Origin of the sequence: Stenotrophomonas sp. SPM (genome assembly GCF_003105135.1) — a bacterium.
GTDB lineage: Bacteria > Pseudomonadota > Gammaproteobacteria > Xanthomonadales > Xanthomonadaceae > Stenotrophomonas.
The window spans coordinates 1-12479 of the sequence record NZ_QETL01000109.1; the positions used below are offsets into that span (position 1 = coordinate 1).

At 67.6% G+C, this 12479-nt stretch carries 9 protein-coding genes and 1 pseudogene; 6 read left to right on the top strand and 4 right to left on the bottom strand.

Annotation, left to right across the window (positions count from 1 at the left end; translation table 11 throughout):
• Both DCO49_RS17050 and DCO49_RS17055 read right to left on the bottom strand, forming a co-directional pair.
• Positions 1-195: pseudogene (locus DCO49_RS17050) on the bottom strand (hypothetical protein); the annotation flags it as partial.
• Complete coding sequence (locus tag DCO49_RS17055) at positions 192-746, bottom strand: RNA polymerase sigma factor (protein ID WP_275427005.1); 555 nt, start codon at positions 744-746, stop codon at positions 192-194. The pseudogene DCO49_RS17050 and the gene DCO49_RS17055, both read right to left, overlap by 4 nt.
• 263 nt (positions 747-1009) lie before the next feature.
• Here DCO49_RS17055 and DCO49_RS17060 point away from each other — a divergent pair, with 263 nt between their 5' ends.
• Entirely contained in the window at positions 1010-3814 is a 2805-nt protein-coding gene (locus DCO49_RS17060; protein WP_116865017.1) for an EAL domain-containing protein, read from the top strand.
• A 22-nt stretch (positions 3815-3836) separates the two neighbouring features.
• Here DCO49_RS17060 and DCO49_RS17065 read toward each other — a convergent pair whose 3' ends face one another.
• Both DCO49_RS17065 and DCO49_RS17070 read right to left on the bottom strand, forming a co-directional pair.
• Positions 3837-4430: a TIGR00730 family Rossman fold protein gene (locus tag DCO49_RS17065; RefSeq protein ID WP_116865018.1), complete on the bottom strand. Its 594-nt coding sequence runs from the start codon at positions 4428-4430 to the stop codon at positions 3837-3839.
• Between the two features lie 102 nt (positions 4431-4532).
• Positions 4533-6029 (bottom strand): aminotransferase class III-fold pyridoxal phosphate-dependent enzyme, encoded by a 1497-nt coding sequence (locus DCO49_RS17070; RefSeq protein ID WP_116865019.1) that lies wholly within the window; start codon positions 6027-6029, stop codon positions 4533-4535.
• 210 nt (positions 6030-6239) lie between these two features.
• Between DCO49_RS17070 and queA the strand changes: the two genes are divergently transcribed.
• From queA to secF, 5 genes are all read left to right on the top strand, one after another.
• Positions 6240-7307 carry a tRNA preQ1(34) S-adenosylmethionine ribosyltransferase-isomerase QueA gene (gene queA / locus DCO49_RS17075; RefSeq protein WP_116865020.1) on the top strand — a complete coding sequence of 356 codons (1068 nt, stop codon included), beginning with the start codon at positions 6240-6242 and terminating at the stop codon, positions 7305-7307.
• 138 nt (positions 7308-7445) lie between these two features.
• A complete protein-coding gene (tgt, locus tag DCO49_RS17080) occupies positions 7446-8576 on the top strand; it encodes a tRNA guanosine(34) transglycosylase Tgt (RefSeq protein WP_116865021.1) in 1131 nt (376 codons plus the stop codon).
• 136 nt (positions 8577-8712) lie between these two features.
• Positions 8713-9057 (top strand): preprotein translocase subunit YajC, encoded by a 345-nt coding sequence (yajC, locus tag DCO49_RS17085; protein WP_057498089.1) that lies wholly within the window; start codon positions 8713-8715, stop codon positions 9055-9057.
• Between the two features lie 61 nt (positions 9058-9118).
• Positions 9119-10975, top strand: a complete 1857-nt coding sequence (gene secD, locus DCO49_RS17090; protein WP_165835747.1) for a protein translocase subunit SecD — start codon at positions 9119-9121, stop codon at positions 10973-10975.
• A 15-nt stretch (positions 10976-10990) separates the two neighbouring features.
• Entirely contained in the window at positions 10991-11971 is a 981-nt protein-coding gene (gene secF, locus DCO49_RS17095; RefSeq protein ID WP_116865023.1) for a protein translocase subunit SecF, read from the top strand.
• Positions 11972-12479 lie beyond the last annotated feature (508 nt).

Below are 12479 nucleotides of genomic sequence, written 5' to 3' on the forward strand. Positions count from 1 at the left end.
GCTCGACGGCGGGGCGGTGTCGGCTGCTGCGGGTGCGTTCCCGGCAGCAGCGTCTCCGGCAGGCGTGGACACCGACGCGCGCGCGGCCGCCAGGATCGCCGCGTCCAGCGCAGCGGGCGGGGCCTGGTCGTGGCGGCGGCCGATCAGGCCGGCCAGCGCGCGTTCTTCAGGCGACAGGGGGTCGTCTCGGTTCATGCCTTCAGTCCCGCACGCAGCTTGTCCATCGCATAGCGCAGCCGCGATTTCACCGTTTCCCGGCCGACGCCGGTGATCTGGCCGATTTCCTCCAGGCTCAGTTCCTGTTCCAACCGCAGCTGCAGCACCTCGCGCTGCTCGGGCGGCAGGTCGTCCATCGCCAGCTGGATGCGCCGGCGCTGCTCGAATTCAGACAGTTCAGCTTCCGGGGTCTGCCCGTCTTCCAGCGCGGCCAGGCGCAGATCGGCATCGGCCGGCGCGGCAGGGCGGTGGCGGGCAGCACGCCAGTGGTCATTCAGACGGTTGTGCGCGATGCGGAACAGCCACGTGCTGAATGCGGCATCGGGCTGCCAACCGGCGCGCGCGCTGATCACCCGCTGCCAGACGTCCTGGAAGATCTCCTCGGCCAGCGCGGTGTCGCGCAGCTGCCGCAGCAGGAAGCCGAACAGGCGCTTGCGATGGCGCGCGTACAGGCTTTCGAACGCCTGCAGGTCGCCGCCGGCCCAGGCCAGCATCAGCGCTTCATCGGTTGGCAGGGCGGTCGCTTCCACGGCAGACAGGGTAAGGCCTGCAGGCGGTGGCGCATAGCCGGTGGCGGGGGCGGGCAGGGCGCAGTTCACGGCGATCCGTGGGTGGGGGGCCACATGAACAACGCCCGGAGGCACGAAACGGGGTTCGCGGGCTTCCATTGCCCCCCCGGTGCCGCGTTATGCTCGCGCACTCAGGGGAGGCGACGCAGTAGCGGCGCCAAGAGAACGTCATTTTGTCCACGCAAGCCGACCGTGTGTCATCGCTGTCACCTCACGAGGCCGTCTTGAGCACGGCGCTGGTGCGCGCGCTGCATGCGCTGCTGCCGGACACCGCGCTCGTGCGGGTGGGCTGGGACGACCCGCAGCTGGGCCGTGGCCAGGACAGCTGGCCGCGGGGCGCCAGCGAAGCCGAGCTCGACTGGGACCAGACGATCTGGGAGCACACCGTCTGGGAGCAGGCTGCCTGGGAGCACGACGGCGCGCAGCTGTCGCTGCGGGTGCGCGGCGGCTCGCCCTCGGAGGCCTGGTGGGGGGTGTCGCGGCAGGCGATGGAGCTGGCTCTGCAGCGTGGCCGCCAGGCGGGACAGATCCGTGCGCTGGAGCAGGCTGAACGGCTTCAGCAGGCGCTGTTCCAGATCGCCGATCTGGCCGGTGCCGACCTGGAGATGGGCGAGATGCTGCGCCACGTGCACGGCGTGCTCGGTTCGCTGATGTACGCGGAGAACTGCTACATCGTCGAGTACGACGATGTGCGCGACCAGATGCGCTTCCTGTATTTCGCCGACCAGGTGGATGAGTTCGTGGCCGACCCCACGATCAGCTACGACGCCGGGCAGATGCCGCGCAGCCTGACCGTGGCGCTGCTGCGCCATGGCAAGCCGCTCAGTGGCCCGTCGCGCGAGCTGCTGGCCTATGCCGAGGAAGAGCACGATCCCGAGCGCGGCCCGGAAAGCCTGGACTGGCTGGGTGTGCCGATGCTGCGCGATGGCCGCGTCTGTGGCGCCATCGTGGTGCAGAGTTACGAACAGGCTGCGCTGTACGGCGAGGCCGAGCGCGCACTGCTGGGCTTCGTCGCCCAGCACGTGCAGACCGCGATGGACCGGCGCCAGGCGCAGGTGCGGCTGGAACAGCAGGTGGAACGGCGCACGCTGGAACTGCAGCGCGCCAACCGCAGCCTGCAGGACGAAGTGGCCGAGCGCCGCCGTGGCGAGCAGCTGCAGACCGCCCTCTACAACATCGCCGAAATGGCCATGTCGGCCGACAGCCTGGCCCAGTTCTACGGCCAGGTGCACGGGGTGGTGGGCCGGTTGCTGGATGCGCGCAATTTCTACATCGCCCTGGTCAACGCACGTGGCGACGGCCTGGAATTCGTCTACTCGGTGGACGAGCACAACAGCTCGCGGGCACCGCGTGCCTTCAGCCGCGGCCTGACCGAATACGTGGTGCGCCACCGGCGCCCGCTGCTGGCCTCGCGGGCGCAGATCGACGCGCTGCTGGCCACAGGCGAAGTGCGTGAATCCGGTGCGCGCTCGCACTGCTGGCTTGGCGTGCCGCTGCTGCGCGACGACGAGGTGGTCGGCGCGATCGTGGTGCAGAGCTACACCGACCAGATCGCCTTCAGCGTGCACGACCAGCGCCTGCTGACCTTCGTGGCGCAGAACATCGGCACCGGCCTGGCCCGCCAGCGCGACCAGCAGCAGCTGCGTTCGGCGCATGCCGAGCTGGAAAAGCGCGTGGAAGAGCGCACCCGCGAGCTGGGCGAAGTGAACGACAAGCTGCTGGGACAGATTGCCGAGCGCCTGCGCGCCGAGCAGCGCCTGACCCACCAGGCCATGCACGATGCGCTGACCGGCCTGCCCAATCGCCTGCACCTGCTGGACCGCCTGCAGGACGCGCTGGCCCTGGCCCGCCGCGAAGGTGGCCCGGTGTTCGCGATGCTGTTCCTGGACCTGGACCGCTTCAAGCTGGTCAACGACAGCATCGGCCACGCCGCCGGCGACCGCATGCTGGTGGAAGTGGCCAAGCGCATCGTGTCCATGGCAGGCGACGGCGACGTGGTCGCGCGCCTGGGCGGTGATGAATTCGCGGTGCTGCTGCAGTGCCCGCAGGGCCTGGGCCAGGCGCTGGATTTCGGCCAGCGTCTGCTGCTGGCCCTGCAGGAATCGATGTGGATCGCCGGGCGCGAGCTGTTCCCCTCCGGCAGCCTCGGCATCGCCCTGTGGAACCCGCATTACCGCACCGGCGAAGAGCTGCTGCGCGATGCCGACGCGGCGATGTACCGGGCCAAGGCCCAGGGCCATGACCGCTGCGCGATCTTCGACGAGGACATGCGCGAGCAGGCGATGCGCAGCCTGGACCTGGAAGCGGACCTGCGGCGGGCGATCAACAACCGCGATTTTGTGCCGTTCTACCAGCCGATCGTGCGCCTGTCCGACGGCGAGGTGGTCGGCCACGAGGCACTGCTACGCTGGCAGCATGAGCGCCGCGGCCTGCTGCTGCCCGGCGCCTTCCTGGAACTGGGCGAGGAAAGCGGTCTGATCGAGCAGGTCGACTGGCTGATCTACGAGCAGGTCATCGCCGGGCTGGCCGATGGTGGTCGTGGCTATGTGTCGGTGAACGTGTCACCGCGCCACTTCCGCTCGGCCGATTTCAGCAAGCGCCTGTTCGGCCTGCTGGAAGCCAACGATGCCGATCCGCAGCGGCTGCGCCTGGAAATCACCGAAGTGGCGCTGCTGGACGATGGCCCGCACACGCTGCGCATCCTCAAGGGGCTGCGCGAGCGTGGCATCCAGGTGCAGCTGGATGATTTCGGCACCGGCTTCTCGGCGCTGTCCTACCTGCATCGGTTCCCGATCAGCACGCTGAAGATCGACCAGAGCTTCATCGCCGGCCTGCATGGCCCGGAGGCGCAGAGCACGCGCGCGCTGGTGGAAGGCGTGCTGTCGCTGGCGCGCACGCTGGGCATCGAAACCATCGGCGAGGGCATCGAGACCGAAGCCCAGCAGCAGAGCCTGTTCGAGTTGGGCTGCGACTACGGCCAGGGCTACCTGCTGGGGCGGCCGGCACCGTGGACGCGCGCGGTGGCCTGAGCCACCGCGCAGGTCCGGCGACTCAGCGCAGCGCGGCGCGGCGCTTCTCGTCGATCCACTTCGAGGCCTGGGCCGGCTCGTACGCCTGCATCCAGGCCAGCATCTCGTCGATGTCCGAGCCGTACCACAGGTCCTGGCGCTGTTCCGGGTGCAGGAAGCGCTCTTCCACCATGCGGTCGATCATGCCGATCAGCGGAGCGTAGAAGCCGTCCACGTCGAGGAAGGCGCAGGGCTTGTTGCCGATGCCGAGCTGGCGCCAGGTGAGCATCTCGAAGATCTCTTCCATGGTGCCGAAGCCGCCGGGCAGGGCGACGAAGCCGTCGGACAGATCGAACATGCGCGACTTGCGCTCATGCATCGAACCGACGATCTCCAGTTGGGTCAGGCCGCGATGGGCCACTTCCCAGTCGGCCAGCTGGCGCGGGATGACGCCGGTCACCTCACCGCCGGCGGCGAGAACGGCGTTGGCAACGGTACCCATCAGGCCGACGTTGCCGCCGCCGTAGACCAGGCGCATGCCATCGCGGGCGATGCGGTCGCCCAGCGCCATGGCGCGTTCGGTGTAGACCGGCTTGCTGCCAGCGTTGGAGCCACAGTAGACGCAGAGGGACTTCATGGGGGATTCCTGTCTCTTGGTGCGGAAACGAAAACGCCCCGCCGGCAACCGGGTCAGCGGTCGCGGGCGGGGTGTTGGTCGATTATGACGCGTTGGCGCGGGTTACGCGGCGGCGGCCTGCTCACGGCGCGGGCCTTCACGCAGGGCGCGGCCGACCAGGCCCACCAGCAGGTCCAGCTCGTCGCTGTCCATGCCGAAGTGCGGGGTGAAGCGCAGCGAGTTCTCGCCACCGTGGATCACGTTGATGCCGTGCTGGCGCAGCCATTCCTCGGTGGAACCGGCGCCATAGCACTTGAACTGCGGGGCCAGCTCGCAGGAGAACAGCAGGCCGGTGCCCTGCACCTTGGTGATCAGCCCGCCCAGCTCGCTCTTCAGCTGTTCCAGCTTGCGCACGGCCTCGGCGCCGCGTTCGGCGATGTTGGCTCGCACCTGCGGGGTCAGCTGGGCCAGGGTGGCGCAGGCCACGTCCAGCGCACGCGGGTTGCTGGTCATGGTGTTGCCGTAGATGCCCTTGCGGTACAGCTGCGCGGCATGCTCGGTCACCGCCAGCACCGACAGCGGGTACTGCGCGGCGTTGAGCGCCTTGGAATAGGTCTCCATGTCCGGCGGGTCCAGGCCTTCGAAGCCCGGGTAATCCACTACCGACAGCACGCCGTGGGCCCGCAGGCCGGCCTGGATCGAATCGAGTAGCAGCAGGCTGCCGTGGGCGCGGGTCAGCTCGCGGGCCACCGCATAGAACGCCGGCGGCACCGAACGGCCCGGGTCACCTTCGCCCATCACCGGCTCCAGGAACACCGCTTCGATGAACCACTGGTTGCGCTCGGCATCTTCGAACACCTTGCGCAGGCCGGCCTCGTCATACGGCGCGACGGTGATCACCGAATCCTCGCCGCGGTAGCTGGCCAGATGCTGCTGGTAGCTCTTGCGGCTGGAATCGGAATACAGCGCCGGACGATCGGTGCGGCCGTGGAAGCTGCCCTTGATCACCACGCGCTTGATGGCGGCGCCGGCATGGCGCGCGCCCGGGTCGGTCTGCAGCTTGGCGTTGACGTCGGCGATGCGCGCGGCCAGGCCGACCGCTTCCGAACCGGAGTTCAGGCACATGAAGCGGGCGAACGGGCAGCCGCCGCGGCGGTGGCCGATCTCCGTGCGCAGGGCGGTGATGAAGCGCTGCTGCGACAGGCTCGGGGTCATGATGTTGGCCATCACCTGCGGGCGCGACATCGCCTCAAGCACGGCGTCAGGGGTGTGGCCGAAGCCGAGCATGCCGTAGCCGCCCGCGTCGTACAGCACCGCGCCCTTCAGGGTGACCACCCACGGGCCGCGTGCGGCCAGCGCCACGTACGGGGTCACCGCGTCATCGGCATAGAAATTGACGAAGCCGTCCTGCATCGCATCGATCTGCGCCTGCTCGTCCTGCGCCAGCAGCGGCCCCAGCTCCTGCTGCACGCGCGCGAACTCGGCGGCGGCGGCGTCCACCGCGGCAACCAGCTGCGGGTGGCGGGCGGACAGTGCGGTCAGGGTGGCATCGTCCAGGCCCGTGGTGAGGCGGGTGCCGGGCTGGGCGCGGAGGGGGGCGAGGCGTTCGATGAAGCTCATTGCAGATCTCCTGAAACGTTGGGTCGCACGGGCCTTCAAACGCAAAACGCGCGTCATCACGCGCGCTTGGGGCGGACTCGTGCTGCGGACTTCCTTCCCGATGCTAGCACTTGTTTTTTTGCGCGATAACCCCGCAGAAACCTGCTGCATAGCAGCATATTGCCCGACGTTAGGCACGAAGCACGCCGGCTCGCAGGCGCTGGACGTACAATGCGCGCCATTGTCGACCTGTTGCCGATCACTGCCTTGAAGAAGTCCGATTTCCACTACGACCTGCCGGCCGAACTGATTGCCCAGGCGCCCCTGGCCGAACGCTCGGCCAGCCGCCTGATGCTGGTCCCGCCGGCACCGGCCGCCTTCACCGATTTGCAGGTGCGCGACCTGCCGTCGCTGCTGCAGCCGGGCGACCTGATGGTGTTCAACGACACCCGGGTGATCCCGGCGCGCCTGTTCGGGCAGAAGGCCAGCGGTGGCCGCGTGGAGATCCTGATCGAGCGCCTGCTCGGCGCCCAGCAGGCCCGTGCCCAGGTCGGTGCCAGCAAGTCGCCCAAGGCCGGCAGCCGCATCGCCCTGGACGCCGGTGGCGAGGCCGAGGTGCTGGGCCGCGACGGCGAGTTCTACGTGCTGCAGTTCCACGTGCCCGAGTCGCTGGAGCAGTGGCTGCTGCACGCCGGCCGCCTGCCGCTGCCGCCGTACATCCAGCGCGAGCCGGGCCTGGACGACCGCGAGCGCTACCAGACCGTGTTCGCCCGTGAAGTGGGCGCGGTGGCCGCACCGACGGCCGGCCTGCACTTCGACGAGCCGCTGCTGGCGGCGCTGAAGGCCAAGGGCGTGGACTTCGGCCACGTTACCCTGCACGTCGGTGCGGGCACCTTCCAGCCGGTGCGCGCCGATGACCTGAAGGATCACGTGATGCACCGCGAGTGGCTGAACGTGGGTGCCGAGCTGGTCCAGCAGGTACGCCGTACCCGTGAAGCGGGCGGCCGGGTGATCGGCGTGGGCACCACCGTGGTGCGCGCGCTGGAAAGCGCGATGCGCGAAGGCGAGCTGCTGCCGTTTGCCGGCGAGACCCAGATCTTCATCACCCCGGGCTACCGCATCCGCAGCGTCGACGCGATGGTGACCAACTTCCACCTGCCGGAAAGCACGCTGCTGATGATGATCTCGGCCTTCGCCGGCAAAGAGCGGGTGTTCGAGGCCTACCAGCACGCCATCGAGCAGCGCTACCGGTTCTTCAGCTACGGCGACGCGATGCTGCTGTTCCCGCAGGCGGGCTGAGGCGCCAGCACGCGCTTGCGGGGGGCGCACCGTTGGTGTGCACTTGCGGGCAATCCGCCGGGCATGGCCCGGCGCTACCGGAGCAGGAAAGGTGGTTTTGGGAGACAATAGGCGACTATTTGCCCGAATGACCGCTCCATGTCCCGATTGCAGTTCCAGCTCCAGACCCGTGATGGCCGCGCCCGCCGTGGCCGCCTGACCTTCCCGCGTGGCACGGTGGAAACGCCGGCCTTCATGCCCGTGGGGACCTATGGCTCGGTCAAGGGCATCCTGCCGGACCAGGTGCGCGCGCTGGGCGCCGAGATCATCCTCGGCAACACCTTCCACCTGTACCTGCGGCCGGGCCTGGACATCATCGCCGACCACGGCGGCCTGCACGGCTTCTGCCAGTGGGACGGCCCGATCCTGACCGACTCCGGCGGCTTCCAGGTGTTCTCGCTGGCCCACCGCCGCAAGATCACCGAGCAGGGCGTGACCTTCGCCTCGCCCACCGACGGTGCCCGCGTGTTCCTGGGCCCGGAAGAGAGCATGAAGATCCAGAAGGTGCTCGATTCGGACGTGGTGATGATCTTCGACGAGTGCACCCCGTATCCGGCCACCGAGGATGTCGCCCGCCGTTCGATGGAGCTGAGCCTGCGCTGGGCGCAGCGCAGCCGCAACGCGCATGACGAGCTGGGCAACGACGCGGCGCTGTTCGGCATCGTCCAGGGCGGCGTGCATACCGACCTGCGCAGCCGCTCGGCCGAGGCCCTGCAGGCGATCGGCTTCGACGGCTATGCCATCGGCGGCCTGGCCGTGGGCGAGCCGGAGCACGAGCGCAACGCCATGCTCGACCACCTGGACCCGGAGCTGCCGGGCGACCGGCCGCGCTACCTGATGGGCGTGGGCCGGCCGGAAGACCTGGTCGAGGGCGTGGCCCGTGGCGTGGACATGTTCGATTGCGTGATGCCGACCCGCAATGCCCGCAACGGCCACTATTTCACCTCGTTCGGCACCGTACGCATCCGCAACTCGCAGTATGCGCGCGACATGGACCCGATCGAGCCGGGCTGCGGCTGCGTGGCCTGCAGCGGCGGCTACACCCGCTCGTACCTGCGCCACCTGGACCGCTGCAACGAGATGCTGGCGCCGATGCTGGGCACGCTGCACAACCTGTTCTACTACGAGAAACTGATGGCCGACATCCGCGCGGCCATCGAGGCGGGAACCTTCCAGGCCTTCCGCGAGTCCTTCTACGCAGCACGCGGGGCGGTTCCGCCGCCCCTGTAACACCGCCGCACCCCTGGCGAACGGCCCAAGGACGAATGTCCGGGGCCGTGGCATACTTCAAGGCTGACCCAGATCCGCGGTCGACACCCTGCGCCCGTCAAACGGGCCTGAGCGCCGCCCAACCAAAGGACCAACGATGAACCTGCTTGCTTTCCTGATTCCCGCCGCCCACGCCCAGGCCGCCGGCGGCCAACCGCAGGGCATGGGCCTGACCACGCTGCTGTTCCCGATCATCCTGATCGCCATCATGTATTTCCTGATGATCCGCCCGCAGATGAAGCGGCAGAAGGAGCACAAGGCCATGCTGGAGAAGATCAAGCGCGGTGACGAAGTGCTGACCAACGGCGGCATCGCCGGTGTGGTCACCGACATCGGCGACAATTTCATCACCATCGAAGTGGCTGACAACGTGCGCATCCGCGTGCAGAAGGGCGCTGTCGGCAACGTGCTGCCGGCCGGTACCCTGAAGTCGGCCCAGTAAGCCACTCCCTTTCCGATGCACAACCGCGGCGCCGGGGATGGCGCCGCGCGGGACCCAAGCAATGCTCGAATTTCCACGCTGGAAGTACGTCGTCATCCTGATCGTACTGGCGCTCAGTGCCCTGTACGCGCTGCCCAACATCTACCAGAAGGACCCCGCCGTCCAGATCACCGCCAACCGTGGCGGTACGGTCGACGACGCGCTGCGCGACCGTGTGCTGGCCGACCTGAAGAAGGCCGGTGTCGCCACGATCGGCGCCGAGAAGGAAGGGGAAAGCCTGATCGTCCGCCTGCCGGACCTGAAGGCCCAGTCCGCTGCCAGCGATGCGCTGCGTGACACCGTCGGCGAGAACTACACGGTGGCCCTGAACCTGGCCTCGACCGTGCCGGACTGGCTGGCCAAGCTGGGCGGTCGCCCGATGGTGCTGGGCCTGGACCTGCAGGGCGGCGTGCACTTCGTGCTGCAGGTCGACCAGAAGGCTGCGCTGGACAAGCGCCTGGACGCCTACACCGAAGACGTGCGCAGCACCCTGCGTGACGCGCGCATTCCGTACCAGTCGGTCGAACGCCGCGCTGACAACACCATCGTGGCCAACCTGAGCCCGTCGGCCGGTGACGATGCCGCTGCCAACGCCCGCACGGCGCTGGTCAAGTCGCAGCCGACCCTGGGTTACGACGTCAGTGGCAGCCGCATCACGGTGACCATCCCGGACACCGAGATCTCGCAGATCGCCAACGGCGCCATCGAGCAGAACATCAACACCCTGCGCAACCGCGTGAACCAGCTGGGCGTGGCCGAGCCGATCATCCAGCGCCAGGGTGCCGACCGCGTGGTCGTGCAGCTGCCCGGCGTGCAGGACACCGCCGAAGCCAAGCGCATGATCGGTGCCACCGCCACCCTGGAATACCGTGCGGTGGTCGAGGGCAATGCGCAGGACGCGATCGCCTCCGGTCGCATCCCGCCTGAAGCCAAGGTGTACCAGCAGCGTGATGGCCGTGGCCCGATCCTGCTGAACAAGCGCGTGATCGTCACCGGCGACCAGATGGTCGGCGCACAGGCGGTGACCGACACCAACAGCGGTGCCCCGGCGGTCAGCGTGACGCTGAACAACGTCGGCGGCCAGCGCATGTTCGACTTCACCAGCGCCAACGTGAACAAGCCGATGGCCGTGGTGTACACCGAGCGCGTGCCGACCGTGACCGTCGTCGACGGTCAGGAAGTGCGTGGCTTCAAGGTCAACGAGGAAGTGATCTCGGTGGCCAACATCAACGGCGTGTTCGGCAAGAACTTCCAGACCACCGGTCTGGCGAAGAAGGAAGCCGAGGACCTGGCCAAGCTGCTGAAGTCCGGCTCGCTGGCCGCGCCGATGGACTTCGTCGAAGAGCGCGTGGTCGGCCCGAGCCTGGGTGCGGAGAACGTCAAGAACGGTATCACCGCGGTGGTCTACGCGTTCCTGTTCACCCTGGTGTTCTTCACCATCTACTACCGCATGTTCGGTCTGATCACCTCGCTGGCGATGCTGTTCAACCTGCTGATCGTGGTGGCGGTGATGTCGCTGTTCGGCGCGACGATGACCCTGCCTGGCTTCGCCGGCCTGGCGTTGTCGGTCGGCCTGTCGGTGGATGCCAACGTGCTGATCAACGAGCGTATCCGTGAAGAGCTGCGTGCGGGCGTGCCGGGCAAGACCGCGATCGTGACCGGTTACGAACGTGCTTCGGGCACCATCCTTGACGCCAACCTGACCGGCCTGATCGTCGGTGTGGCCCTGTTCGCCTTCGGCACGGGTCCGCTGAAGGGCTTCGCCCTGACCATGATCATCGGTATTTTCGCCTCGATGTTCACTGCGATCACCGTGTCGCGCGCCCTGGCGACGCTGATCTATGGCCGTCGCAAGAAGCTCCAGAACGTGGCCATCTGACGGGACGACACGCACATGAAAATTTTTCCGCTGCACATCCTCCCGAACGATACCCAGATCGACTTCATGCGCTGGCGCCATGTCGCGATGGTCGTCACGATCATCGTGTTCCTGGCCTCGATCGGCATCATCGGCTTCAAGGGCTTCAACTACGCCCTGGACTTCACCGGCGGCACCCTGATCGAAGCCCGCTTCGATCACGCAGTCGACGTCGAACAGGTCCGCACCAAGCTCGAGGACAATGGTTTTGAAGGCGCCCAGGTGCAGAGCGTCGGTGGCAACACCGACCTGCTGATCCGCCTGGCCCCGCACGGTGAGCACGCCCCGGGTACCGGTGCGGCCGCCGCCGAGGACAAGGCCACCGCTGCGGCGGTGGTCAAGGCGCTGTCCACCACCGACAACCAGGCCACCGTGCTGCGCAACGAATTCGTTGGCCCGCAGATCGGCAAGGACCTGGCGATGAATGGTCTGTACGCCACCATCTTCATGCTGGCCGGCTTCCTGATCTACATCGCGGTGCGCTTCGAATGGAAATTCGCGGTCACCGCCAGCATCGTGGCGATGTTCGACCTGGTCGTGACGGTGGCTTACGTGTCCCTGCTGGGCCGTGAGTTCGACCTGACGGTGCTGGCCGGCCTGCTGTCGGTGATGGGCTTTGCGATCAACGACATCATCGTGGTGTTCGATCGCGTGCGAGAGAACTTCCGCAGCCTGCGCGCGGAGCCGATGGAGGTACTGAACCGTTCGATCAACCAGACGCTGTCGCGTACGGTGATCACCGCGGTGATGTTCTTCCTGTCGGCGCTGGCCCTGTACCTGTACGGCGGCAGCTCGATGGAAGGCCTGGCCGAGACGCACATGATCGGTGCGGTGATCGTGGTGCTGTCCTCGATCCTGGTGGCGGTGCCGATGCTGACCATTGGTGCGCTGCGCGTGACCAAGCAGGATCTGCTGCCGAAGGCGAAGGACGTCGAGGCCCTGGCCCGCCGCCCGTAAGCCCCCGCTGCACGCAGTACACAGAGAACCCCGCGCAAGCGGGGTTTTTTGTTGGCAGGGCTGCGCCCTGCACCTGCTGCAATGCAACGGCGACGTCCAAAGCCAGAGCAACAGCGGGCTATCCGTGGGATGGCGGGGCACTGTGGGTTTGCGGGGACGCCGTAAATACGTCCATGTAGGCTTGGTCGCCGCTTGCTCGTGTGCGCGGTCCTGCGCACACGGCAAGACCGGGGTTGGGCGTCCTGCCCAACCCGCCCGAGGCATGCCTCGGGCCCATGCGGCTGACACCCCGCACTCCGACACCGCCCCACCTTTGACAGGTTCACGCGGCTGTTGGTGGGTGTCGACTTGGATCGACACATCTGTCAGATATCGAATGAATTCATCCGTGTCGACCAAGGTCGACACCTACCAGAGGTAGACGCCGTTCCGACAGATTGCGGAAAACTGTCGAAGGCGGGGTGGGTCCGGTGGCAGGGGTGTGAGCCGCATGGATGCGGCGACCAAG

Excerpts from the sequence above, each read along its gene's own strand:
- tgt (WP_116865021.1), top strand. The coding sequence starts at position 7,446 with ATGTCCCGATTGCAGTTCCAGCTCCAGACCCGTGATGGCCGCGCCCGC.
- secD (WP_165835747.1), top strand. The coding sequence starts at position 9,119 with ATGCTCGAATTTCCACGCTGGAAGTACGTCGTCATCCTGATCGTACTG.
- DCO49_RS17070 (WP_116865019.1), bottom strand. The coding sequence starts at position 6,029 with ATGAGCTTCATCGAACGCCTCGCCCCCCTCCGCGCCCAGCCCGGCACC.
- secF (WP_116865023.1), top strand. The coding sequence starts at position 10,991 with ATGAAAATTTTTCCGCTGCACATCCTCCCGAACGATACCCAGATCGAC.
- queA (WP_116865020.1), top strand. The coding sequence starts at position 6,240 with ATGCGCGCCATTGTCGACCTGTTGCCGATCACTGCCTTGAAGAAGTCC.
- yajC (WP_057498089.1), top strand. The coding sequence starts at position 8,713 with ATGAACCTGCTTGCTTTCCTGATTCCCGCCGCCCACGCCCAGGCCGCC.
- DCO49_RS17065 (WP_116865018.1), bottom strand. The coding sequence starts at position 4,430 with ATGAAGTCCCTCTGCGTCTACTGTGGCTCCAACGCTGGCAGCAAGCCG.